Genomic DNA, 24,266 nt, shown 5'->3' on the forward strand with positions numbered 1-24,266 from the left:
GGTGTGACAACGATGCTTCTCGATTCGACACTCGAGGTTCGTTGCGTGCAGTATCGGCGCGAATTTCATTTGCCGGCATCGATCGATCCGACGTCACGGCACATCCTGCTGGAGATAGGCAGCCGGTACGGCGCCATCACCATGCCCGCCGAACTCGGCGAACGCGTCCAACAGCGGCTCGCCGCAGCCGATTTGGCCGGTCCGGTGGTCCACCACCCCCGCGCCCGGCGCTGGACGTTCATCACCGGCCCGACGCGTGCCGACGGGCTCGGCACCGCCGTCTCGGCCGCGCTGTTCCGGCTCTACGCCACGGTCGCCTGCGCGGGCGCGCAGGTGGTGCTGCCGTCCGCCGACGACGAGCGGACGGGCTATCGCACCTGGGTTCGAGCTCCCGAGAGCGCCACCGCGGTGCCGCCCCTGGAGTCGGTGATCTCGGCGCTGCTCGAGCGCTGAGACCGGGAAGCGACTAGGAGGCGGACGCGGCCTCGACCGCGATCACCTTCTGGCGCAAGGCTTCCACCGTGGCTGCCGGGTCGGCGGTGCCGTACACCGCCGAACCCGCCACGAAGCAGTCGATACCCGCCTCGGCGGCCTGCTCGATGGTGTCCATGTTGATGCCGCCGTCGATCTCGACCACCAGGCGCAGCTCGCCCGCGTCGACCAGCCGGCGAACCTTGCGCGCCTTGTCCAGCACCTCGGCGATGAACGACTGCCCGCCGAAGCCCGGCTCGACGCTCATCACCAGCAGGGTGTCGAAATCCTTCAGGATCTCCAGGTAGGGCTCGATCGGGGTGCCCGGCTTGACCGACAGACCGGCCTTGGCGCCCGCCGCGCGGATGTCGCGGGCGACGGCGATCGGGTTGTCGGTGGCCTCGGCGTGGAAGGTCACGTTGTACGCGCCCGCCTCGGCGTAGCCCGGCGCCCAGCGCTCGGGATCCTCGATCATGAGGTGGCAGTCCAGCGGAATGTCGGTGGCCTTCAACAGACTCTGCACCACCGGCAGACCCAGCGTGAGGTTCGGCACGAAGTGGTTGTCCATCACATCCACGTGCACCCAGTCGGCCCCCTCGATCGCCTTCACTTCGTCACCGAGACGCGCGAAGTCAGCGGACAGGATGGACGGGGCGATCATCGGCGCGGGCCGCTGAAAGGGCGAGGTAGGAGTGCACACAGGCGGCAGTCTATCGGGCAGCGCACCGCGCGAGACCCGGCACTGCCGCGAGGGCGTCCGGAAACCGCGATCGCTGCCATTGCGCTGATTGCCGGGCGCCGGAATGGGTAGCCTAGTGCAGGTGATCAACATTTCGGCGGAACAAGGGCTGCGTGCCACCCCGGTCGAGATCGGTGTCGCCGCATCCGTCTCCCAGTTGCCCATCGTGCGCGGACTCGCCGAAACACTGGTGCTGCTCAGCGATTTCACCCTCGACGAGGTCGCCGACATCCGCCTGGCCGTGGACGAGGCCGCCTCCACCGTGATCGGGCTGGCCGCGCCCGGCACCAGCCTGCAGTGCGTGTTCACCGTCGGCGAGAACGACCTGGTGGTGCGGGTCAGCGGCGTGGCGGCCGCCGAGGGGCTGCCCGACCAGCGCAGCTTCGGCTGGCATGTACTGCGCACCCTGTCCGACGAGGTCGACGCCACCCAGGGCGCCTTCGACGCGACGGTCTCCGGTTACCCGACGGCGGTGGAGTTCCGGCGGGTCCGGGGGAAGGCGTAGTGACCGACGAGAACACCGTGTTCACCCCATCCGACGCACACGACCCCGATGAACCCGAACGCAAGACCGGCGAGCACGCAGCCCCTGCCGACAACGGCGCCGAACCGCTGACCGCTGACCCGGCCGCCTCCTCTGAATCCGAGGAACCCGCCGAGGAGACCGTCGACGCCGACGAGGTCGAAGAGGTCGTGCGCACCGCCTCCGGCTACGACGACGTGGCGGGTCTGTTCGAGCAGCTCGCCGCCGCCGATCCGGCGTCCGCGCAGCGGGCCGCTCTGCGCGCCCAGCTCATTCGGCGCTGCATACCGCTGGCCGACCACATCGCCCGCAAGTTCAGCGGGCGCGGTGAACCGTTCGACGACCTGACCCAGGTGGCGCGGGTCGGGTTGGTGCACGCGGTGGACCGGTTCGACATTTCGCGCGGCTCCAACTTCCTGTCCTTCGCGGTGCCGACGATCATGGGCGAGGTGCGGCGGTACTTCCGCGACAACACCTGGGCCATGCGAGTTCCGCGGCGGGTCAAGGAAACCCACCTGCGGATCGGCTCGGCCATCGACACGCTGTCGCAGCAGCTCGGGCGCTCGCCCACCGCCAAGGAGATCGCCGCCCAGCTCGGTATCGATCCGGACGAGGTGACCCAGGCGGTCATCGCCGGAAACGCGTACCAGCCCAGCTCGATCGACGCGGTGTCGGTGGGCCGCGACACCGAGGCGTCCCTGCTCGACACGCTCGGCGAGGAGGAATCGCAGTTCGATCGCGTCGAGGAGTACGTGGCCATCCGGCCGTTGCTCGCGGGTCTGCCCGAACGCGAACGCCGCATCCTCACGATGCGATTCTTCGAATCGATGACTCAAACCCAGATCGCGCAGCAGATGGGCATCTCGCAGATGCACGTCTCTCGCATTCTGGCGAAAACCCTTGCGCGACTTAGGGAGCAATCGGCCCGGGAGTGAACGCTCCGATGCGGGGCTGACCCGCCGTAAGGGGCTTGCCTCGCCCGGTTCGCGGTGCGACGATCGTTCTCGTCCGGCACGTACCGCATCCTCGGGCGGGACCATGAGGCAACACCGCGATCAGCGCATTGTGAACCAGATCGACCAGCTCGTGAACGAGCAGCTGGCCGGCGGGGAGCCGTGTACCGGATACGACTACGGGGATCCCGATTTTCCGCGCTGCCCGCATCCCTGGTGCGACGAGGAGTGGCACGGGCTGCCCATCACCACCCGCATGGCCGAGATGCGCTGGCGGGGCCGGGTGGATCCCGGATACCGCTATCCCGAGGACACCTCGGCGGTGCTGTGCCCGGGCTCGGACAACGCCGACGACTACTCCCCCGCCGAACAGAGCCGGGCCCTGGCCGAACTGCTGCGATCGGTGGCCGCCCAGCCGGTGCGCCGGCGCGCGCACGTGCGGCCGCAGTGGTGGTGCTGCTTCCAGGCGGGTGATCTGGACATCGTGCCGACGGGCTTCGGCGAGCCCGGAGCGCCGCGCCGATTCATTCGGGTCAACGGGGAGACAATCGAATTGGAGCCGGACGAGGACGGCGCGTGCGTGCTCGGGCGCAGCGACCCGAACGCCGACCGGGACGACTGGCAGCCGCAGTGGATGGCCATCCACTGCCGCGAAGCCCCGCGGGCGGGGGTGTGGGTCGCGTGGCGGCCCACACCCCCGGGCGCGGATTACTGCGACTGACGCGGTTTGCGCAGCGCGGCCACGAACATGGCGTCGGTGCCGTGCCGATGCGGCCACAGCTGCGCGCCCGGACCCTCGCCCAGATCCGGAACGCCGGGAACGAGTTCGCGGGTGTCGAGCTGTTCGGCGCCGGTGCGGCGCACCATGTCCGCGACCACCGAGACGGTCTCGGGCAGATGCGGCGAGCAGGTCGAGTAGACGACCACGCCGCCCGGACGGACCAGATCCCATGCGGCGGTGAGCAGTTCGCGCTGCAGGGTCACCAGTTCGCGCACGTCGGCGGGCTGCCGCCGCCAGCGCGCTTCGGGGCGGCGGCGCAGCGCGCCCAGACCGGTGCACGGCGCGTCGACCAGCACGCGGTCGTAGCCGGGGGTGAGTCCGCTGTCGCGGCCGTCGGTGACGTGCACCTCGACCGGCAGCCCGCGCGTGGCCTGGCGGACCAGTTCGGCGCGGTGTTCGGCCGGTTCGACGGCGTCGATGTGGAAGCCGTCGATGTCGGCGATGGCGCCCAGCAGCGCGGTCTTGCCGCCGGGACCCGCGCACAGGTCGAGCCAGCGGCCGCCGTCCTCGCCGTCGAGGGGCGCCTTGGTCACCGCGAGCGCCACCAGCTGACTGCCTTCGTCCTGCACCGCGGCCAGGCCCTCGCGGACCGGCTCGAGCTTGCCGGGATCACCGCCGTCGAGGTACACCGCGTACGGCGACCAGCGGCCTTCCTCGCCACCGGTCACCAGCGCCAGCTCTTCGGCGCTCATCTCGCCGGGGCGGGCGACCAGGTGCACCAGCGGGCGCGCGTCGTCGGCTTCGAGCACATCGCGCAGTTCCCCGGCGTGCACGCCGAGCGCGTCGGCGAAGGCCTGCGCGATCCACACCGGATGCGCGAACTCGAAGGCCATGTGCCCCAGCGGATCCGACGGCGCGAGCTGGTCGACCCATTCCTGGGCGGACTTCTCCGCGACTCGGCGCAGCACCGCGTTCACGAACCCGGCCCGCCCGATCCCGAACTCGGCCCGCACCAGCGCGACCGAGGTGTCCACCGCGGCGTGCGCCCCGATCCGCGTCCGCAACAGCTGGTAGGCGCCCAGCCGCAGCGCGTCCAGCAGCGGCCCGTCGATCTCGTCGATCGCGCGCCCCGCCCCGGCCTCGATCACCGCGTCCAGCAGCCCGAGCGACCGCGCCGCGCCGTAGGTGAGTTCCGTGGCCAGCGCGGCGTCGCGCCCGCTGATCCCGCGTTCGCGCAACAACCCCGGCAACACCAGGTTCGCGTAGGCGTCCCGCTCGCGCACCGCGCGCAACACGTCCCGCGCGACCACCCGCACCGGGTCCAGCCCGGTCGTGTCCGCGGACCCACGCTCTCCCACGGGCTTCCGCTTGCCGGCCGCCCCGTCGGCGCTCACGCCGTCGGCGCGCTTGCCGCGCGCCTGCCCGCCGCTCTTACCCGCGCCGACGGACTTCTTGTCCCCGCTCCCACGCTTCGGCCCACCGCCGTCGCGCCCCGAGGCCGCGGTGGATCGCGCCTTGCCGCCCTCCCCACGATCAGGAGCGCCGTCCCGCCGCGACGCACCGGCATTCGCGCCCGTGGATCGCTTCGGTGCCGACGTCGTGCCGTCCGGCCCGCGCTCGCCACCCGATACCCGGCGCGAATCGCCACGCTCCGCCGCCTGACCGCTCGAACGCGTTGCGCCCGTGCCGAATCCGGAGTCGTCGCGACGCCCTTGCCCACCGGCACGCGAACCCGCACCCGCCGAACGTGCGGCACCGGCCGAGCGGGATCCGCCGTCGTCGTAGCGAGCGCCGCCATCGGCCGAGCGCGGGCGGTTGTCGCCACCGCGACTTCCCGTCGGCGCACCGCCGCGGGGACGCCCCTCGGCGGGGGTGTAGTCCCACTTGCCACGCGCGTCCGCGCCACGACCACCGCGCAGCGGCGCGCCCGACGACCCGCCGGTGCGGCGCTGATCGCCCTGCGCCGCAGCACGATTGCCACCGCTTCCGCTCGAACCGGCTCGGTCGCGCCCCTCGGCGGGGGTGTAGTCCCACTTGCCACGCGCGTCCGCGCCGCGACCACCGCGCAGCGGCGCGCCGGAAGAGCCGGGCGCGCGGCGCGCATCGCCCTGGGCCGCGGGGCGACCGCCGTCACCGGCGTTGTCGCTGGTGCGGTACGGGTTGTTCTGGGCGCGGGGGCGCCAGTCGCGCTTGGGGGGTTTGGCGGAGCGCCGAGGCTCGCCGGGGGTGTCTCCGCGATCGGAGGGGGTCATTCGACCACCGCGCCGGGCTGGAGGCGGGCGCCGCGCGCCCAGTCGAGGGCAGGCATCATGCGCTTTCCTTGGGGTTGGACCTCGGTGAGGCGGACGGCGGTGGTCGCGGTGCCGATGAAGACGCCCGTCTTGCGGACCTCGATAGCGCGTTCGGGGAGGGTTTCCTCCACCAGTTCGACGGGGCCGAGTTTGACGCGCTTGCCGTCGACCTCGGTCCAGGCGCCGGGGCTCGGGGTGACCGCGCGGATGCGGCGGGAGATCGCCAGGGCGGGTTCGTCCCAGCGCACGTGCCCGGCCTCGGCTTCCACCTTGGGAGCGTAGGAAATACCGTCGGTGGACTGCGGAACCGCCTGCAGCGCACCGGCCTCCAGCCCGTCCAGGGTGGATTCCAGCAGCTGCGCGCCGCTTTCGGCGAGCCGCTCGAGCAGCACGCCCGAGGTATCGGTGACGCGGACCCGCTCGGTGACGGTCCCGAACACCGGGCCGGTGTCCAGGCCCTTCTCGATCAGGAAGGTGGACGCGCCGGTGATCTCGTCACCGGCGAGAATGGCCGATTGCACCGGCGCCGCGCCGCGCCAGGCGGGCAGCAGCGAGAAGTGCAGGTTGATCCAGCCGTGCTTGGGGATGGCCAGCACCGATTCCGGCAGCAGCGCGCCGTAGGCGACCACCGGGCAGCAGTCCGGCGCGAGCGCGGTGAGCTGTTCGACGAAGTCCGGTTCGGACGGCTTGCGCGGGGTGAACACCGCAATCCCGTGTTCGTCGGCGAGCTGCCCGATCGGCGAGCGGGTGACCTTGCGCCCGCGCCCGGCGACCGCGTCCGGCCTGGTGACCACCGCCACCACCTCGTGGTTCGCGGACTCGATCAGCCGGCGCAGCGAGGGAACCGCCGGGGCGGGGGTTCCGGCAAAGACCAAACGCATCAGCGACTCCGTTCCCGGGTGCGGCCGCCACCGATCTCCGAGGCGGCCAGCACCGTGATTCCCTGTGTGAACCAAGACGATTCACGCAGCGTCCGCATCGCCTCCTTGCGGGTGGCCGGATCCAGCCGCTGCAGGAACAGCGTCCCGTCGAGGTGATCGGTCTCGTGCTGCACGCAGCGCGCCAGCAGCCCCTCGGCCCGGAATTCCACTGCGGCGCCGTCCATGTCGACACCGCGCGCGATCACCGTCTGCGCCCGGGTGACGTCCTCGCGCACGCCGGGAATCGACAGGCAACCCTCGGGCCCGGTCTGGGTCTCGTCGCCGATCACCTCGAAGACGGGGTTGATCAGATGCCCCTTGGCCTCACCGGTGTCGTAGACGAACACCCGGAGCCCGACCCCGATCTGCGGCGCCGCCATCCCGACGCCGCCGCTCTCGTACATGGTGTCGAGCAGGTCGGCGACCAGCTGGCGCACCTGCACATCGAACGTGGAGACCTCCGCCGCGCGGGCGCGCAGAATCGGATCGCCGAACAGGCGGACAGGCTGGATGGTCACGAGCAACTCCCGGTCGTGAGCGAATGCGGTCGCCCCATTTTACGGATACGACCGAACCGCCACGCCGCACACCGTGCCGCGGCGATCAGGAATGCGCTGCCAGGACCACTTCCTTGATGCCGGTACCCAGCGCCACTGGCGCGCAGACCGGCGCCGCGGCGTGCGCCGGATCGAGCAGCCCGAGCACCAACTGCTGCACATACGGGTCGTACACCATGTGGAAATGCCCGGTCAGATCATCGGCGCACAAATTCTGCAGCACGATGTTGGTCGCACCGGCGCCGTGCAGCGCGATATTGGCGTTCGGCTGGATCATTTCATCCACCGTGCTGCCGATCGTGGTGTAGCGCACACCCGGCACGGTGTCCCCGCCCGCGTTGAGCGCGGTGATGAAGGGCGATCCCGCGGCCTGCTGAACGGCGGCCTCCGAACTCGCCAGCTCGGCCAGATCGAACAGCACCGGCGCGTTCTCCGCGACCGGAACCAGCCCGTACATGATGCCGCCGTAGCTGGGTGAGGCCAGACCGATCCAGTGCCCGACCTTCGGCGCACCGCCGAGCTTGTTGATGTAGTACCGGGTGACGCTCGCACCCTGGGAGAAGCCCACGATGTCCACCTGGGCCGCCCCGGTGGCGGCGAGCACCTGATCGACGAATCCGCCTATCTGAGCGGAACTTTCGAAGACGTCCTCGGTGCCGAAGCTCTCCGCGTCGACCTTGCCGCCGTAATTGAGCGCGAAGACGCACAGGCCCGCGCCGGCGAGTTGCGGCGCGATGGCGGACCAGTCGGAGTAGGCCGAGGAATCGGTGCCGTGCGCCAGCACCACCGGCCGCGGATGGTCGGCGGTCGGCTTGCAGTCGAAGTTGTTGGCCCCCGCGGGCGCGGCGTTCGGATTGTCCTTCAAATACCGTGCCGCGCCGAGATGATCACTTTGAATCGGCCCGGATCCCACCGGTACCAGTGCCGGACGAGTGGCAGGCGCGGCGAACGCCGTACCCGATTGCATCGGCGCCCCCGCGCCCGCCAGCACACCCAGCAGCACTACCCCGACCGGCGCGACGCCACGCAGCGTTCTCCGCGTCCGGCTCCTCCACATTCCCATCGTCAAATGATGACTTGTGAAGTGTCACAACGCGGTGTCGAACGGGGTGTTTCTTTCCCACTACTTTTCGGGTGTGTCGTCTTCGGCGAGGATTCGGTACAGGGACCGCCGCGCCTCGGTGAGAACCTCTGCGGCCTTTGCCGCTTGGGCCGGGGAACCGACCGCCGCGACCTGGGCCACCGCACCCATCAGCTGGCCGACGAGCCCGCGCAGATCCAGCGCCTGATCACCGACGTTGTCCTTGACCTCCTGCCAGGGATCGCCCAGCTCGGCGCGATTGGCCTCGAGGTACGCGGTACCGGATTCGGTGAGCTTGGCCGTCTTTCGGCCCGCCACCTTCTCGATCAGGACCAGACCCTCGTCCTCGAGCTGCGCCAGCGCGGGGTAGATCGAGCCCGGGCTCGGGCGCCAGACATCCTCGCTGCGTTCGCGAATCTGCTGGATCAGCTCGTAGCCGTGCATGGGCCGCTCGGCCAGGAGCAGGAGAATCGCGGCACGCACATCTCCGCGCCGGCCGCGGCCACCGCGACCGCGACCGCGGCCGAAGTGCGGGCCGCCGGGACCGAAACCGCCGGGACCGAAGTCCGGGCCGAAACCGTGGCCGCGGCCACCGTGCCGATGCGGGCCGTGCTCGCGCGGACCGTGTCCACGCGGGCCGCCACGACGCATCCGCGGATGTTCGGGGCCCTGCTGCTCTTCCGCGCGCAGACGCCGCCAGGGGCCGCGGCCCCGCTCAGTGTTGTCCATGTGTTCCATGGCGTGCCTCCTCAGGCTTCAACGTTGCTCTTGACGCTATCGACGATATATCGACAATCTATCCAAGGCAAGTGTGTCGCGAGACACGAACCTGCCGGTTCGGATTTTTCAGGCGGGGCGGTCGACCAGGTCGTGCTTGATCAGGACGTCCCGCAGCGCACTCGGGCGATCCGTCGTCGGCAACGGCTCGACCAGCTCGAATTCACAGCCGAGCGCGGTCGCGCCGCCGTCGGCCTCGAGGCTGTCGCCGACCATGAGCGCGTTCTCCGGGGCGACGCCGAGCCGATCGAGCGCGGCGTCGAAGATACGACGGTCGGGTTTGATCGCGCCGAGTTCGAAGGACAGCGCGAAATAGCCGATATATCGATCCCATCCCCGGCTCGCCAGCGCGGGGCGCAGATCGAAAGCGATGTTGCTGACCACGGCGATCTTGATCCCGCATTCGTGCAGCGCCCGGAGCACCTCACCGGTGTCCGGATACGGCGTCCAGGCGAGCGGGTCGAGGATGAGTTCGTAGAGCTGGCGGGCCGGGAACGCGGGCACGCCCGAGCGCTCGAGCACTTGCAGGTAGGCGGCGCGATGCAGGGCCGGATCCAAATCCCGGTTCTCCCAGGCGTATTGACCTTCCGCGTCGAGCTCGACGAACTGCTCGACGGGCGCGGTCATGGCCCGGACGATATCGGCGACCTCGTGGGCGCTCAGATCACGCCCGTCGGCATGGGTCAGCTCCGCTTCGCGAAAACGCTCGTCCTCCAATCGGAAGATCGTGCCGGAGAAGTCGAATAACACCGCGTCGATCGCCATGTCGCCACGATACACAGCACACTTGCAGCTATCTTTTTGGCAAACGGGTAGTCCTCTACTTGTCTGAGGAGTTTGCTACGGTGGTGGTCATGTCGGACTCCACCGTGCTCCAGGTCGACGCCGTCGACGTCGTTCGTGAGGGAAATGCCCTACTGCAGGGGGTTTCCCTCACCGTACGCAGCGGTGAGCACTGGGCGCTACTGGGTCCGAACGGGGCCGGGAAGACCACCCTCCTGCGCATGCTCGGCGCGTTCGAACACCCCACCCGGGGCACGGTCGAAGTCCTCGGCAATCGACTCGGCCGCGTGGACATGCGCGCGCTGCGCACCGCCATCGGGCACGTCGACCCGCGCCACACCCCGCGCAGCCCGCTGACCGTGCACGAGGTCGTGCTCACGGGGGCGACGAATACCGCTGAGCCCGTACCGCGTTGGCGGCCCAGCCCCGAACAGCTCGCTCGCGCCGCGGAACTCGTCGACCTGCTCGGCCTGTCGCACCGCCGGGACGCAGCATGGCCGATCCTGTCCCAGGGCGAGCGCGGACGCGCTCTCATCGCCCGGGCGCTCATGCCCAGCCCGCGCCTGCTCCTGCTGGACGAACCAGCGACCGGCCTCGACCTCGCCGGGCGTGAGCAGTTGCTCGAACGAATCGACGCGCTGCAGCGCGCGCATCCGGAGCTGGCGTCCGTGCTGGTCACCCATCACCTGGAGGAGTTGCCGCCGGGCACGACACACGCGGTGCTGTTGCGCGCGGGCCGGATTCGCACGGCCGGGCCGGTCGACGCCGTGATCACCACCGAGCACATCGGCGCGGCGTTCGACCATCCGGTGCGGATCGTTCGGGAGGATCGGCGCTGGAGCGTGCGCGCGGCACAGCCCGCGCACACCTGAGTTCCCTCCCGCACCCCGGCTACAGGGAATCGACCCAGCGCAGCAGCCGCTCGCCTTCGGCCGCCATCATGTCCGGATCCCGGAAGGTGTTGGCGAGCAGGGAAATACCCTGATACGAGGCGAACAGCGCGACGGCCAGCTCCCCCGCGTCGGCGCGGCCCATGGCGGCGAACTGCGATTCGATCCACTTCAGCAGCTCGCGCATCACCGCGGCGAGTTCGCGTTCCAGGCCGTCGGAGCGCTTGTCCAGCTCGGTCGCGAGAGTTCCCGAGGGACAACCGAATTGGGCCGCGAGATCACGCTGGTCGATCCAACCCCGGATCAGCGCCCGCAACCGCTCCCCCGGCGATTCCAGCCGCTCGAGCTCGGCGATAACGTCCTTCAGCGTGCGCTCGTGCGCGCCGATCGCCGCCTGGATCAGCTGATCCTTGGTCTTGAAGTAGTAGTACACGTTGCCGACCGGCACGTCCGCGACCCGGGCGATGTCGGCGATCGTGGTCTTCTCCACACCCTGCTCGTGGAACACCTTCGCCGCCGCGCCGGCGAGCCGTTCCCGCTTGCCCGGCCGGGGCGCCGGCTTCGCTGTCGCACCACCCGGCACTGAGTTAGTCATGCGACTGACTATAGACAACGGCCGGTCGAATAGCCTATCTTCTGTTGAGTCAGCCAACTAACTCAGGAGTTCGAAGCAATGATCGTGGTGACCGGAGCAACCGGAAATGTCGGCGGCATCGTGGTGAGCCTGCTCGCGCAGGCCGGGGAGAAGGTGGTGGCCGTTTCGCGCGGCGAGATGCCGGTGAACCTGCCGGAGGGCGTCGAGCACCGCCGTGGAGACGTCGGCGACCCGGCGAGCCTGGCGGCGGCGGTGACGGGAGCGCACACGATGTTCCTGCTGATCGCCGGTGCGCAACTGGTGGGCGGGCCCGACCCCCGTGCGGTGATCGACACCGTTGCCGCACAGGGCGTTCGGCGCGTGGTGCTGCTGTCCTCGCAGGGTGCGGCGACCCGGCCGGACAGCCCCGGGTACGCCCGGCTCATCGCCTTCGAGCGGGCGCTCGCGGCCTCGGACCTGGAATGGACCGTCGTGCGGCCGGGCGGGTTCGCGAGCAATTCCTTCGCCTGGATCGAACCGGTGCGCACCGGACGGTTCGTGCCCGCGCCCTTCGGCGACGTCGGGCTGCCGGTGGTGGCGCCGTTCGACATCGCGGCCGTCGCCGTCGCGGCCCTGCGCGAGGATGGGCATCACGGCCGGGCGTACACGGTGACGGGTCCCGCGGTCGTGACCCCGCGCGACCAGGCGGCGGCGCTCGCCGCGGCACTCGGGGAGCCGGTCGGGTTCACCGAGCTCACCCCCGAGCAGGCGCGGGTCGAACTGCAGAAGCTCATGCCCGAGTCGGTCGCCGACCACACCCTGACGATCCTCGGCTCCCCCACCCCGGCCGAACAGCGGGTGAGCCCCGATGTCGAACGAGTCCTGGGCCGACCGGCCACCAGCTACGCCGACTGGGCGAAGTACGTGGCCGACGCCTTCCGCTGAGGCGGCCGCGCGCGACGTGGTCTCGAGTGTGCGGGCGGTCGTGGAGTGCCACCGACCGACAGTGGGCAATTCGCGGACGGCCGAGCCGCGGGGTGAGCGCGGCACTGGTTCGCGCGGGTCAGAGAGCGCGCGAGGCGAGGTCAGCCGATGTCGATCGGGTCGATCTGGACGCGCAACGGATCGTCGGACTTGTGGGTGCTGCGCACCGCCTGGGCCGCAACCAAGGCGCGGGACAGGGCCGTGCCGCCGGCGCGGTCCACGCGCAGGATCATGCGCTCGACCTCGGCGGGGGAATCGCCGGAGGAGAAGGGTTTTCGCGCGCCGGGCGGGAGCGGCACCGGGCCGAGCACCTCGACCTGGTCGGGAAGCTGTGCCTGGGTGAGCAATTCGGCGATCGAGTCGGCGGTGCCGTCGATGGCGGCCAGCCGGACCGCCGGCGGGAACCGCACCTCGGTGCGCTCCTCGAGTTCGAAGTGGGCGTGCCCCACCGGATCCCAGCGCACCAGCGCCGAGACGGTCGGCAATCCGCTGTCCGCCATGACGAACGCCTGCCCGCCCGCCCGCACCAGCGCGGCGGCCGACATCCACCGGCGCAGGGTGTCCTCGGCCGCGCGCAGATCCGCCCGCCCCAGCAGCGCCCACCCGTCCAGCAGCATGGCCACCCCGTACCCGCCGGCGACCGTCGGCTCCGCCCCGATGGTGGACACCACGACCTGCGGCCCCTCCGGCACGGTGTTCAGCACCGACGCCCCGCCCGAGCCGCGCACCGGCACCCCGGGGAACGCACGCCCCAGCTCCTCCGCCGTCCGCGCGGCCCCGATGACCACGGCCCGCAGGGCCCGCGAACCACAGGCGCCACAACGGAATGCGGCCTCGGTGATCCCGCACCACCGGCACGCGGGACTGTGCGCCCCGGCCACCCCGTCCCGAGCGGAGGTCAGCCCCGCCCGGCCCCGCTCTCGGCCGGGGTTTGGGCCCGGTGCCGAATCCCCGTACATCCCGTCGCGCCCGGTCCCATCGCCACCGTGCGCCGGGTCACCGCCGTATGTTCCGCGTCGATGCCCGGCCGAATCGTCGGAGGGATGCATGCCGGGCATGCCGAGCTGATCCCCGGCGGTCGCGCCGGGGCGGTCGCGCCCGGGCGTACCGGAGCGCGCGCTCGGTCGGCCGTCGGGCTGGGCGGCGGCGCGGCGACCGGCGCGATTCGACTGGGGCACAGGGGAATCATCCGGCAGCGCCAAGGGACCGTTGCAGTGGCGGCAGCGGGCGGGGGTGCGGCACTTCGAGCAGGACAGGGCGGGGATGTAGCCGCGGCGGGGTACCTGGACCAGGACGGGTTCGCCGGCGGCGAGGGCCTTGCGGGCGGCCAGGAAGGCCGCGCCCGGGATGCGGATCGCCTTGGCCATGGGATCGCGTTCGAGGGCGGCGTCGCTGTCGCCGGGCGCGATGATGCGCGGCATGACCTGCCGCAGCAGCGCGCGCTCGGCGAGAAGGTCATGCGCCCAACCGGATTCGACGATGGCCTGCACTTCGGCCGTGCGCGCGAATCCCCCGGCCACGAACGCGGCCCCGGTCTCGTGCGCCCGCAGCATGGCCACCTCCCGAGCGTGCGGGTACGGCGACCGCGGCTCGGCGTACGTGTCGTCCCCGTCGTCCCACAGCGCGATCAGCCCGAGATCCTTGACGGGCGCGAACACCGCGCTCCGGGTCCCCACCACGACCCGCGCCGTCCCCCGCAACGCCGCCAGCCACCGCCGGTACCGCGCCGACGGCCCCAGCCCCGCCGCCAGCCCGACCGCCGACTCCCCCACCAGCGCAACACATTCCGCCAGCACCCGCTCCAGATCCCGCTGATCCGGCACCATGAGGATCGCGCTGCGCCCGCTCCCCACCGTCACGGCCGCCAGCTCCGCGAGCCGCCCGGCCCACTCCTCCCCCGGCAGCGCCTGCCACCCCGCCCGCGGCCCCCGCCCCGCCGCCAGCGCTCCCACAAACGAGTGCCCGTGCACGTACCGACCCCAGCCGGGATACAACCCGGCCACGTCTACACCCGAAACCTCAACGGCCCCAGCTTCTTCCCCGCCGCGGTCACCAGCGTCCGCAACCGCCCCGCCCTCGCCCGCCGAGCCCGGCACCGGCGAACCGTTCCCGGATGTCTCCACGGCCTCCGCCGCGCCCCCTCCCCCGGCCGCGGCACCGCCTGACGATGCCGCGCCCTCCAGCACACGTCCGGCGGCCGAGCCGGTAGCCACCCCTCGGTCGCCCCGAATCGAAACTGGTTCCACAGCAACCGATTCGAGCCGCGGTGAGCTAGCCGAGTTCCTTGTCGCATCGGGCACACCCTGCGCTGCGGTCGATGCGCCGACTTCGGTCGAGGCGTCGGCTTCCGCCTGCCGCGCACTGCTGGCCGCCGGATGGGCGGCGGTCTCACGGGAGTCGGTCTCGAACCGTTCCGTTGAAGAGTTCACACTGTCGTCGGGGTGGATCGACGCGCCCGGGTCAGGTGTCTCAGGAGCTTGTTCCGTCTGCGCGGGAGCGGCAGCGCGTGAATGCTGTTCCGCCACAGGCATGTCGACCTGCTCGGTGATGCTGCCCGCGGGGTGGGACGAGCTCACGGCGACGGAGGGACTGCCATCGCCCGAATCGTCGTCGCAGGTCGGAGCCAGTGTCGCGGACGGTCGACTCGAATCGACGGGTCGAATGGATTGTGCGACAGACTCTTCGGCGCCGGGCGCGGTGTCCGGCAGGTGAGGGGATGATGAATCTTCTGTGCCGCCGGACGATTTGGCCGCGGCGGGGAACGAATCGTCGTCGAGCTCGTCGAGGAGCACCGGCTCGTCGTCGAAGCTCGCGCGCGCGGGCTTGGGTTTCTTGGCTGCCGCCTTGCGGGCCTTGGTGACCTTCGTCGAGCCGTCCGGCCCTTCGGTTTCCACCTTCGCGTGGCGGGGCGGGATGGCCAGGCGCAGGACGTCGGCGCGGGTCCCGGCGTAGCGGGCGGCGACCGCGGTCACCAGGCGCAGGATCTCGGGGGTGAGGACGCGTTCGCTGGAGACCACGCGGTCCAGGCGGACGAGGCGGCCGGTGTGGTCGGTCTTCTCGAGGCGTTCGAGGATGTAGCCGTCCACGACGCGGCCGGAGAACCGCACGCGCACGCGCACGCCCGGTTGGGCGATCTCATCCATCTCCGGGGGGACCAGATAGTCGAAGTCCCGATCGAGATGGGCCGGTTCCAGCAGCGGGAGCACCCGCGCGATGGGGCGTCCCGCCGCCGGTCCGGTGTCGGTCAATTACAGACCGGCGGCAGCGCGCAGCTTGTCCGCGCGGTCGGTGCGCTCCCAGGGCAGGTCCACGTCGGTGCGGCCGAAGTGGCCGTACGCGGCGGTGGGCGCGTAGATCGGGCGCAGCAGGTCCAGATCGCGAATGATCGCGCCCGGACGCAGGTCGAAGACCTCGGCGATGGCCGCGGAGATCTTGGACGGGTCGATGCGCTCGGTGCCGAAGGTCTCCACGAACAGACCCACGGGCGCCGCCTTGCCGATGGCGTAGGCGACCTGCACCTCGACGCGCTCGGCCAGCTCGGCCGCGACGACGTTCTTGGCGACCCAGCGCATCGCGTAGGCGGCCGAGCGGTCGACCTTCGACGGATCCTTGCCGGAGAACGCGCCGCCGCCGTGGCGGGCCATGCCGCCGTAGGTGTCGACGATGATCTTGCGACCGGTCAGGCCGGCGTCACCCATCGGGCCGCCCAGCACGAACTTGCCGGTCGGGTTGACCAGCAGGCGCACGTTGGACACGTCCAGCGGGTTGGGCAGCTGCAGCTCGGACAGCACCGAGTCGACGACCTTCTCCCGGATGTCCGGGGTCAGCAGGTTGTCCAGGTCGATATCGGCCGCGTGCTGGGTGGAGATGACCACGGTGTCCAGGCGCTTGGGGATGTCGCCCTCGTACTCGATGGTGACCTGGGTCTTGCCGTCGGGACGCAGGTACGGCAGCACGCCGGACTTGCGGACCTCGGTCAGGCGGCGCGACAGCTTGTGCGCCAGCGAGATCGGCAGCGGCATGAGCTCGGGGGTCTCGATGGTGGCGTAGCCGAACATCAGGCCCTGGTCGCCCGCGCCCTGACGCGCGATGGCGTCGTCCTCGCCGCCGACGCGGGCCTCGTGCGAGGTGTCCACGCCCTGCGCGATATCGGGCGACTGCGCGCCGATCGCGACGTTCACGCCGCAGGAGGCGCCGTCGAAACCCTTTGCGGAGGAGTCGTATCCGATCTCCAGGACCTTCTCGCGAACGATGGTCGGGATGTCGGCGTACGCCGAGGTGGTGACCTCACCGGCCACGTGCACCTGGCCGGTGGTCACCAGGGTCTCCACCGCGACCCGGCTGCGCGGGTCGGCCGCGAGCAAGGCGTCGAGGATGGAATCGCTGATGGCATCACAGATCTTGTCCGGATGACCCTCGGTCACGGACTCACTCGTGAATAGGCGGCTGCCAGTCGTGCGCACAGTTATTCCCTCTCCCTCAACGGGTTTCTCGTATCGGCCTGTGACGGTGGCGGCTTCGCGCCACCGCACAACCCCTTGTTTCAGACTATTACCAAACCATGGGTCACAGGGCGAGCACGCCCATATGCCCCAAGGATTGTGGCTCAGACAGTAGGCCGTCGGCGTCGACGGCCCTACCGTTCGGTGTGTCGCGGTCCGCGCCTCAGCGCAGCAGCGGGCCGAGCGCGTCGAGCACCCGGCTCGCCAGCAGCGCCTTGGAACCGTGATCGAGCGCGATCTCGGTGCCGTCCGCGCCGAGCAGCCAGCCGTCGTTGTGGTCGACCTCGAAGGCTTTGCCCTCGCCGACCGCGTTGACCACCAGCAGGTCACATCCCTTGCGCGCCAGCTTGGCTCGCGCGTGGGTCAGCACATCGGCGTGCTCGTCACCGGTCTCGGCCGCGAAGCCGACGATGGCGGTGCCCGCCAGCTGCCCCTCGCGCCGGGACTGCACCAGCCCCGCGAGGATGTCCGGGGTCTTGGCGAGCTCGATCGAGTTGGGCTCGTTGGCGCCCTTCTTGATCTTCGCCGCCGCGACGTTCACCGGCCGGAAGTCGGCGACCGCCGCGGCCATGATGACCGCGTCCGCGCCGATCGAATGCTTGTCGACCGCGACCTTCAACTGCTCGGCGGTGGTCACGTTCACCACCTCGACGGCGGCCGGCACGGCCAGCCCCGCGGTGTTGCCCGCGATGAGCGTGACCTGCGCGCCGCGCTGGGCGGCGAGCCGCGCGATGGCGTACCCCTGCTTGCCGGAGCTGCGATTGCCCAGGAACCGCACGGGATCCAGCGGTTCGCGGGTACCGCCGGCCGAGACGACGACGCGCTTGCCCACGAGATCACGCGGGATGGCGTCGGCGCGCTCGAGCAGCAGGGTCGCGAATCCGAAGATCTCCTCCGGTTCGGGCAGCCGCCCGGCGCCGGTGTCGGCTCCGGTGAGCCGTCCGTGCGCGGGTTCCAGGACGATGGCCCCGTGTGCACGCAAGGTCGCCACGTTCGCCTGCGTCGCGGGATGCTCCCACATCTCGGTGTGCATCGCGGGCGCGAACAGGATCGGACATCGGGCGGTGAGAAGTGTCGCGGTGAGCAGATCGTCCGCGCGGCCGGATGCGGCGCGCGCCATGAGATCGGCCGTCGCGGGAGCGATGACCACCAGATCGGCCTCCTGGCCGAGTCGCACGTGCGGGACCTCCGGCACATCGGCGAAAACACCGGTGTGCACGGGATGTCCGGACAGCGCCTCGAACGTGGCCTTGCCGACGAAGTTCAATGCCGACTCGGTGGGAATGACACGCACCTCGTGCCCGGTTTCGGTGAACCGGCGCACGAGGGCGCAACTCTTGTACGCGGCGATACCGCCGCCGACACCGACGATGACCCGGGTCATCGCATGCCCCGGGTGGATTGTGTCGTCACTACGCCTCCAGCGCCGTAGAGAATTGCCTTGCCTTCTGCTCTGCCGAGGGCTTATTCGCCTTCGGAGTGCTCCAGCAGGTCGGCGTGGATCTCGCGCATGGCCACCGAGAGCGGCTTCTCCTGCAGACCCGGCTCGACCAGCGGGCCGACGTATTCGAGAATGCCGTCGCCGAGCTGGTTGTAGTAATCGTTGATCTGCCGGGCCCGCTTGGCCGCGTAGATGACCAGCGCGTACTTGGACGAGGTCCGCTCCAGCAGTTCATCGATCGGCGGGTTGGTCAGGCCGATCGGAGTGTCGTAGATGGCCGCGGTCTTCAAATCCGTACTCACTAGGAAGGCTCCTGCGGGGTTGTTCGGAAGGTGGCTGGTTGTTCGAACCGAACGGCTCACTTCGAAGATGAGCCGTGGTTCTTCGAGTACTACCTCGAAATTGTGCTAACGAACAAGGATACCAACTGCTCACAGGCGGTCGTCACCTCGTCGTTCACTATGACGATGTCGAACTCGTCACAGGCCGCCAATTCGGTCTTGGCGGTTTGCAGCCTGCGCTCGATGACCTCGGGCGATTCGGTGCCTCGCGAGGTCAGCCGGGCGACCAGTTCTTCCCAGCTGGGCGGGGCCAGGAAGACCAGTTGGGCTTCCGGCATGGCCTTGCGGATCGAGCGGGCGCCTTCGAGGTCCACCTCGATCAGGACCGGGTGACCGGTCGCGAGCGCTGCGCGCACAGGTGCGGCCGGGGTTCCCGACCGCTGCAGTCCACCGTGGATGTCGGCCCATTCGAGCAGTTCGTCCGCCGCGATCATGGCGTCGAACTCCTCACGGGTGACGAATCGGTAGTCGCGACCGTCCACCTCTCCGGGCCGGGGGGCCCGGGTGGTGGCCGACACACTGAATACCAATTCGGGCAGTCGTTCGCGCACGCAGCGCACGACGGTGGACTTGCCGACGGCCGAGGGACCGACCAGGACTACCAGTCGACCCTTCCGAGTGTGTTCGACCACCCTCGGATTATTCGGCGCTGAAGTCGAACCGGGCAAGCAGCGCCTTGCGCTGCCGGTCACCGAGTCCGCGCAGGCGGCGAGTGGGAGCGATTTCCAGTTCGCTCATGATTTCGGCAGCTTTGACCTTGCCTACCTTCGGCAGAGCCTCGAGCAGAGCCGACACCTTCATCTTGCCGAGAACTTCGTCCTTCTCGGCATCAGCAAGGACCGTCTTCAGGTCGGTACCGCCACGCTTCAGGCGCTCCTTGAGCTCCGCCCGGATGCGCCGGGCGGCTGCCGCCTTCTCCAAAGCAGCAGCGCGCTGCTCGTCGGTCAGCTGGGGAAGGGCCACGGTTCCTCCGTCTCATCGTTCATTGCATGTTCTCCCGCCGGGACTAACCCGGCGGTCTCAGCGACCGTACCCACGACGCCTGGCGATTGCGAACCCACCCCCCAGGTCAGCGCGTGATTCCGGGCACGACCTCACCGAATGCACATCGCCCGGGGTCGGTTCGCACCGGGCGGCGGTTCCGGCGCGGCGGTACCACGAAAGTCCTTGTGGCCAGCGGTTTTTCGGCTCCGGAGGCCGGTTCGGGAGCCCCGGTCGGATGTCCGATTCAGACCGTGACCGACCTGTAATCATCCGACCTGGAACTTTCTCGATTTTCTCGGCGTGTCGCGCGATTCAGCACCGCGTGTCGCGCATCACCCCGGACATTCGAACACGATTCGAACACTCGATTCCGCCGCAGGTAGGACCGGGGAACGGCGATGCGGGGGCATGTTGACCGGCCTGGAGCCCCCACAGACGGGTGAAACCTCACCGAAACGACTTCCCGGGCGTTTCACCCATTCAGCGGCCCCAGACGGGCGATCAGGGCGGATATCCGGCCCGGCCGGACGGGCTCGGCTCGGTCCGGGGACGCGGTCCGATGGACGGCACGCACAAGCCCGCCCGCGCGTCGAGGTCGATGCGCGGGCGGGCCGGTATTCATGCGGTTCAGTGCTGCAGGAAGGCGAACTCCTGCGCGAAGCGGTGCACCTGATCCTTCAGGGCCGAGACCGACGGGCCGGCCTTGAGCACCTCGCGCGAGACGTTGGGCAGCACCGCGCCCAGATCACGTTCGGGGACCAGGGCGCGGATCGACTCCGCTCCCCCGCCCTGCGCGCCGACGCCGGGCATCAGGATGGGGCCGTTGAGCTCGCTCAGGTCGGGTGCGACCGTCAGGGTCGCGCCGACAACCACACCGGCGGAACCGAATTCGGCTCCGGCGTTCTGCGCGGCGGCGTCGTCGACCATGCGCTGGGCGATCGTGCGGCCGTCGGGCCCGGTGATCGTCTGCAGTTCCGCCGCTTCCGGATTGGAGGTGGCGGCCAGCACGAACACGCCGCGGCCGTTGGCCCGCGCCAGGTCCAGAGCCGGTGCCAGGGAACCGAATCCGAGGTACGGCGAGACCGTGACCGCGTCGGCGGCGAGCGGGCCGTCGCCGAGCCAGGCGTGCGCGTAGGCGTCCATGGTGGAGCCGATGTCGCCGCGCTTGGCGTCGGCGAGCACCAGGGTGCCCGCCGCCCGCAGCACCGAGATCGTGTTCTCCAGCACCGCGATTCCGGCCGAACCGTAGGTCTCGAAGAACGCCACCTGCGGTTTGACCAGGGCCACCCGGCCGACGAACGCCTCGACGCAGATCTCGGCGAACGCCTCCAGGCCGTCGGCGTCCTCGCTCAGGCCCCAGGACCGCAGCAGCGGCGGATGCGGGTCGATACCGACACAGACGGGTCCGTGCTCGCGCATCGCATCCCGCAGCCGCACACCGAAACTCGTCACGCGATCAGCCCCGGAGGGTGGCGTGGAGTTCCTGCAGGGACCGCACGCCGATGCCGCCGTTGATGGTGGCCTCGATGCCCTGCACGGCCGCGGCCGCGCCCTGGACCGTGGTGATGCACGGGATGTTCGCGCTCACCGCGGCGGTGCGGATCTCGTAGCCGTCGACACGCGGGCCGTTGTTGCCGTACGGGGTGTTGAAGACGATGTCGACCTCCCCGTCCTTGATCATGTCCACGATGCTGGCCTGATCCTCGGACGCCGCGTCGGAGTGCTTGCGCACCACCTCGCACGGAATACCGTTGCGGCGCAACATCTCCGCGGTGCCCTCGGTGGCCAGGATGCGGAACCCGAGGTCGTGCAGGCGCTTGACCGGGAACACCATGGCCCGCTTGTCGCGGTTGGCGATCGAGACGAAGGCCGAGCCCTCGGTCGGCAGCGAACCGTAGGAGGCGGTCTGGCTCTTGGCGAAGGCGGTGCCGAAATCGGCGTCGATGCCCATGACCTCGCCGGTGGACTTCATCTCCGGCGAGAGCAGCGAGTCGATGCCGGTGCCGTCGGGCCGCTTGAAGCGGTGGAACGGCAGCACGGCCTCCTTCACCGCGACCGGGGCGTCGATCGGCGCGTAGCCGCCGTCGCCCTCGGCCGGGAGCAGGCCCTCCTTGCGGAGCTCGGCGATGGTGGCGCCCAGGGCGATCCGGGCCGCGGCCTTCGCGAGCGGCACCGCGGTGGCCTTGGACACGAACGGCACGGTGCGGCTGGCGCGCGGGTTGGCCTCGAGGACGTAGAGCACGTCGTCCTTGAGCGCGTACTGCACGTTCAGCAGACCCTTGACCCCGATGCCCTTGGCCAGCGCCACGGTGGAGCGGCGCACGGCCTCGATGTCGCTGCGGCCCAGGGTGATCGGGGGCAGGGCGCACGCGGAGTCGCCGGAGTGGATACCGGCCTCCTCGATGTGCTCCATGACCCCGCCCAGGTACACCTCGTCGCCGTCGCACAGGGCGTCGACGTCGATCTCGATGGCGTCCTCCAGGAACCGGTCGATCAGCACCGGGCGATCGGGGCTGATGTCGGTGGCCCGGGAGATGTAGCCCTCGAGGGTGGCCTCGTCGTACACGATCTCCATGCCGCGTCCGCCCAGCACGTAGGACGGGCGCACCAGCACCGGGTAGCCGATCGACGCGGCGATCTTCTTGGCGGCCGGGAAGGTGGTGGCGGTGCCGTACTTCGGCGCCGGAAGACCCGCCGCGACAAGGACATCGCCGAACTCGGCGCGGTCCTCGGCCAGGTCGATGGCCGCCGCGGAGGTGCCGACCACGGGCACGCCCGCGTCGGTCAGGCGCTGCGCCAGGCCCAGCGGGGTCTGTCCGCCCAGCTGGCAGATGACGCCCGCGACGGTGCCGGACTCGGTTTCGGCGTGGTAGACCTCGAGGACATCCTCGAAGGTCAGCGGCTCGAAGTAGAGACGGTCGGCGGTGTCGTAGTCCGTCGAGACGGTCTCGGGGTTGCAGTTGACCATGACGGTCTCGAAGCCGGCGGCCGAGAGCGTCTGTGCCGCATGCACACACGAGTAGTCGAACTCGATGCCCTGGCCGATGCGGTTCGGGCCCGAACCCAGGATCAGGACCTTCTCGCGCTCACGCTGCGGCGCGACCTCGGACTCCGCGGCGGGATCGAGCTCGTAGGCCGAGTAGTGGTACGGGGTCTTGGCCTCGAACTCGGCGGCGCAGGTGTCGACGGTCTTGAAGACCGGGCGGATGTGCAGCCGGTGCCGCAGCGCGCGCACGCCGTCCTCACCCGCGAGTTCCGGTCGGAGCGCGGCGATCTGGCGATCGGACAGGCCGTAGTGCTTGGCGGTGCGCAGCAGCGGCTCGTCCAGCACGGCGGCGTCCAGGATCTCCTGGCGCAGCTCGACCAGCGCGGCGACCTCGGCCACGAACCACGGGTCGATGCCCGAGGCCTTGGCGGTGTCCTCGATGCTCGCGCCCAGGCGCAGCGCCCGCTCCACCTGGTAGATGCGGCCCTCGGTGGGGGTGCGCAGATCCTCGAGAATCGCCTCGACGTCGGTCCACTCGCCGTCGGGCTGGGTCCAGAAGCCCACGGCCTTGGTCTCGAGCGAGCGCAGCACCTTGCCCAGGGCCTCGGAGAAGTTGCGGCCCATGGACATCGCCTCGCCGACCGACTTCATGGTGGTGGTCAGCGTCGGGTCGGCGCCCGGGAACTTCTCGAACGCGAAGCGCGGGGCCTTGACCACGACGTAGTCGAGCGTGGGCTCGAAGCAGGCCGGGGTCTCCTTGGTGATGTCGTTGACGATCTCGTCCAGGGTGTAGCCGATGGCCAGCTTGGCGGCGATCTTGGCGATCGGGAATCCCGTTGCCTTGGAAGCCAATGCGGACGAGCGCGAGACGCGCGGGTTCATCTCGATGACGATCAGGCGGCCGTCGGCGGGGTCCACCGCGAACTGGATGTTGCAGCCGCCGGTGTCGACGCCGACCTCGCGCAGGATGTCGATGCCCAGGTCGCGCATCTTCTGGTACTCGCGGTCGGTGAGGGTCATGGCCGGGGCGACGGTGACCGAGTCACCGGTATGCACGCCCATCGGGTCCACGTTCTCGATCGAGCAGACGATGACCACGTTGTCGTTGCGGTCACGCATGAGCTCGAGCTCGAATTCCTTCCAGCCCAGGATGGATTCCTCGATGAGCACGTTCGCGGTCGGCGAGGCGGCCAGGCCGCCGCCGGCGATGCGATCGAGGTCCTCGTCGTTGTAGGCCATGCCCGAGCCGAGGCCGCCCATGGTGAAGGAGGGGCGTACGACGACCGGGAAGCCCAGCTCGCGCACGGTCTCGCGGACCTCGTCCATGGTGTAGCAGACCTTGGAGCGCGCGCTCTCGCCGCCGACCTTGGCGACGATGTCCTTGAACTTCTGCCGGTCCTCGCCGCGCTGGATGGCCTCGAAGTCCGCGCCGATGAGCTCGACGTTGTACTTCTCGAGGATGCCGTTCTCGTGCAGGTCGACCGCGCAATTCAGCGCGGTCTGCCCGCCCAGGGTCGCCAGGATCGCGTCGGGGCGCTCCTTGGCGATGACCTTCTCCACGTACTGCCAGGTGATCGGCTCGACGTAGGTGGCGTCGGCGAACTCCGGGTCGGTCATGATCGTGGCCGGGTTGGAGTTGACCAGCGAAACCCGCACCCCGCACATCGAGGCGTGCATGGGACGGGCCGCGGCGGCCGGCGCGTTGCGGCTCGACGACTTCGGGCGGGCGCTCATGGCCGATATCGAGG

The 24,266-nt window shown here is 70.1% G+C and carries 21 protein-coding genes and 1 pseudogene; 6 read left to right on the forward strand and 16 right to left on the reverse strand.

The window, feature by feature from the left end:
• The first annotated feature begins 69 nt into the window (after positions 1-69).
• Positions 70-453: a hypothetical protein gene (locus tag ACWDOP_RS36755; RefSeq protein ID WP_456348762.1), complete on the forward strand. Its 384-nt coding sequence runs from the start codon at positions 70-72 to the stop codon at positions 451-453.
• A 13-nt stretch (positions 454-466) separates the two neighbouring features.
• On the opposite strand, the gene rpe is transcribed toward ACWDOP_RS36755, so the two are convergent.
• Positions 467-1,132 carry a ribulose-phosphate 3-epimerase gene (gene rpe, locus ACWDOP_RS36760; protein WP_454203141.1) on the reverse strand — a complete coding sequence of 222 codons (666 nt, stop codon included), beginning with the start codon at positions 1,130-1,132 and terminating at the stop codon, positions 467-469.
• A gap of 160 nt (positions 1,133-1,292) precedes the next feature.
• On the opposite strand from rpe, the gene ACWDOP_RS36765 reads away from it, so the two are divergent.
• From ACWDOP_RS36765 to ACWDOP_RS36775, 3 genes are all read left to right on the forward strand, one after another.
• Positions 1,293-1,715, forward strand: a complete 423-nt coding sequence (locus tag ACWDOP_RS36765; RefSeq protein WP_454202968.1) for an ATP-binding protein — start codon at positions 1,293-1,295, stop codon at positions 1,713-1,715.
• A gap of 188 nt (positions 1,716-1,903) precedes the next feature.
• Positions 1,904-2,668 carry an RNA polymerase sigma factor SigF gene (locus tag ACWDOP_RS36770; RefSeq protein WP_456348771.1) on the forward strand — a complete coding sequence of 255 codons (765 nt, stop codon included), beginning with the start codon at positions 1,904-1,906 and terminating at the stop codon, positions 2,666-2,668.
• Between the two features lie 130 nt (positions 2,669-2,798).
• On the forward strand, positions 2,799-3,407 hold the full coding sequence (locus tag ACWDOP_RS36775; RefSeq protein WP_456348763.1) for a hypothetical protein: 609 nt from the start codon (positions 2,799-2,801) through the stop codon (positions 3,405-3,407).
• Here the strand turns inward: ACWDOP_RS36775 and ACWDOP_RS36780 are convergent.
• The 6 genes from ACWDOP_RS36780 to ACWDOP_RS36805 all read right to left on the reverse strand — a co-directional run bounded on the left by ACWDOP_RS36780 (position 3,395) and on the right by ACWDOP_RS36805 (position 9,798).
• Positions 3,395-4,801, reverse strand: a complete 1,407-nt coding sequence (locus ACWDOP_RS36780) for an RsmB/NOP family class I SAM-dependent RNA methyltransferase (RefSeq protein ID WP_456348772.1) — start codon at positions 4,799-4,801, stop codon at positions 3,395-3,397. The two genes, ACWDOP_RS36775 and ACWDOP_RS36780, sit on opposite strands and share 13 nt — an antisense overlap.
• Before the next feature lie 854 nt (positions 4,802-5,655).
• Complete coding sequence (gene fmt, locus ACWDOP_RS36785) at positions 5,656-6,579, reverse strand: methionyl-tRNA formyltransferase (protein ID WP_456348764.1); 924 nt, start codon at positions 6,577-6,579, stop codon at positions 5,656-5,658.
• Positions 6,579-7,136: a peptide deformylase gene (gene def / locus ACWDOP_RS36790; protein ID WP_454202965.1), complete on the reverse strand. Its 558-nt coding sequence runs from the start codon at positions 7,134-7,136 to the stop codon at positions 6,579-6,581. Before def ends, fmt begins: the two co-directional genes overlap by 1 nt.
• An 85-nt stretch (positions 7,137-7,221) precedes the next feature.
• A complete protein-coding gene (locus tag ACWDOP_RS36795; protein ID WP_454202964.1) occupies positions 7,222-8,238 on the reverse strand; it encodes a lipase family alpha/beta hydrolase in 1,017 nt (338 codons plus the stop codon).
• Positions 8,239-8,298: 60 nt separating this feature from the next.
• Entirely contained in the window at positions 8,299-8,985 is a 687-nt protein-coding gene (locus ACWDOP_RS36800) for a PadR family transcriptional regulator (RefSeq protein ID WP_454202963.1), read from the reverse strand.
• Between the two features lie 117 nt (positions 8,986-9,102).
• Positions 9,103-9,798, reverse strand: coding sequence for an HAD family hydrolase (locus ACWDOP_RS36805; RefSeq protein ID WP_456348765.1), 696 nt, complete (start codon positions 9,796-9,798; stop codon positions 9,103-9,105).
• An 89-nt stretch (positions 9,799-9,887) separates the two neighbouring features.
• Here ACWDOP_RS36805 and ACWDOP_RS36810 point away from each other — a divergent pair, with 89 nt between their 5' ends.
• Positions 9,888-10,688, forward strand: coding sequence for an ABC transporter ATP-binding protein (locus tag ACWDOP_RS36810; protein WP_456348766.1), 801 nt, complete (start codon positions 9,888-9,890; stop codon positions 10,686-10,688).
• Positions 10,689-10,707: 19 nt separating this feature from the next.
• Here ACWDOP_RS36810 and ACWDOP_RS36815 read toward each other — a convergent pair whose 3' ends face one another.
• Entirely contained in the window at positions 10,708-11,301 is a 594-nt protein-coding gene (locus ACWDOP_RS36815; protein ID WP_456348767.1) for a TetR/AcrR family transcriptional regulator, read from the reverse strand.
• A 78-nt stretch (positions 11,302-11,379) separates the two neighbouring features.
• On the opposite strand from ACWDOP_RS36815, the gene ACWDOP_RS36820 reads away from it, so the two are divergent.
• Entirely contained in the window at positions 11,380-12,225 is an 846-nt protein-coding gene (locus ACWDOP_RS36820) for an SDR family oxidoreductase (protein WP_456348768.1), read from the forward strand.
• Positions 12,226-12,365: 140 nt separating this feature from the next.
• On the opposite strand, the gene ACWDOP_RS36825 is transcribed toward ACWDOP_RS36820, so the two are convergent.
• The 8 genes and pseudogenes from ACWDOP_RS36825 to carB form a co-directional block, all read right to left on the reverse strand.
• A complete protein-coding gene (locus ACWDOP_RS36825) occupies positions 12,366-15,512 on the reverse strand; it encodes a primosomal protein N' family DNA-binding protein (protein ID WP_456348769.1) in 3,147 nt (1,048 codons plus the stop codon).
• The gene (metK, locus tag ACWDOP_RS36830; RefSeq protein WP_454202957.1) at positions 15,513-16,727 is read right to left on the reverse strand and encodes a methionine adenosyltransferase; all 1,215 of its coding nucleotides are present in this window, start codon (positions 16,725-16,727) and stop codon (positions 15,513-15,515) included. It abuts the gene before it with no gap.
• Positions 16,728-16,929: 202 nt separating this feature from the next.
• The gene (coaBC, locus tag ACWDOP_RS36835; protein ID WP_454202956.1) at positions 16,930-18,150 is read right to left on the reverse strand and encodes a bifunctional phosphopantothenoylcysteine decarboxylase/phosphopantothenate--cysteine ligase CoaBC; all 1,221 of its coding nucleotides are present in this window, start codon (positions 18,148-18,150) and stop codon (positions 16,930-16,932) included.
• An 80-nt stretch (positions 18,151-18,230) separates the two neighbouring features.
• Positions 18,231-18,509: a DNA-directed RNA polymerase subunit omega gene (gene rpoZ / locus ACWDOP_RS36840; protein WP_354986371.1), complete on the reverse strand. Its 279-nt coding sequence runs from the start codon at positions 18,507-18,509 to the stop codon at positions 18,231-18,233.
• Between the two features lie 89 nt (positions 18,510-18,598).
• Entirely contained in the window at positions 18,599-19,180 is a 582-nt protein-coding gene (gmk, locus tag ACWDOP_RS36845; protein ID WP_454202955.1) for a guanylate kinase, read from the reverse strand.
• A 7-nt stretch (positions 19,181-19,187) separates the two neighbouring features.
• Entirely contained in the window at positions 19,188-19,511 is a 324-nt protein-coding gene (gene mihF / locus ACWDOP_RS36850) for an integration host factor, actinobacterial type (RefSeq protein WP_067521651.1), read from the reverse strand.
• A gap of 648 nt (positions 19,512-20,159) precedes the next feature.
• Positions 20,160-20,984, reverse strand: coding sequence for an orotidine-5'-phosphate decarboxylase (pyrF, locus tag ACWDOP_RS36855; protein WP_456348770.1), 825 nt, complete (start codon positions 20,982-20,984; stop codon positions 20,160-20,162).
• 4 nt (positions 20,985-20,988) lie between these two features.
• Positions 20,989-24,177 (reverse strand): annotated as a pseudogene (gene carB / locus ACWDOP_RS36860) (carbamoyl-phosphate synthase large subunit); the annotation flags it as partial.
• Between the last annotated feature and the right edge of the window lie 89 nt (positions 24,178-24,266).

It is taken from the genome of Nocardia sp. NPDC003693 (assembly GCF_053981095.1).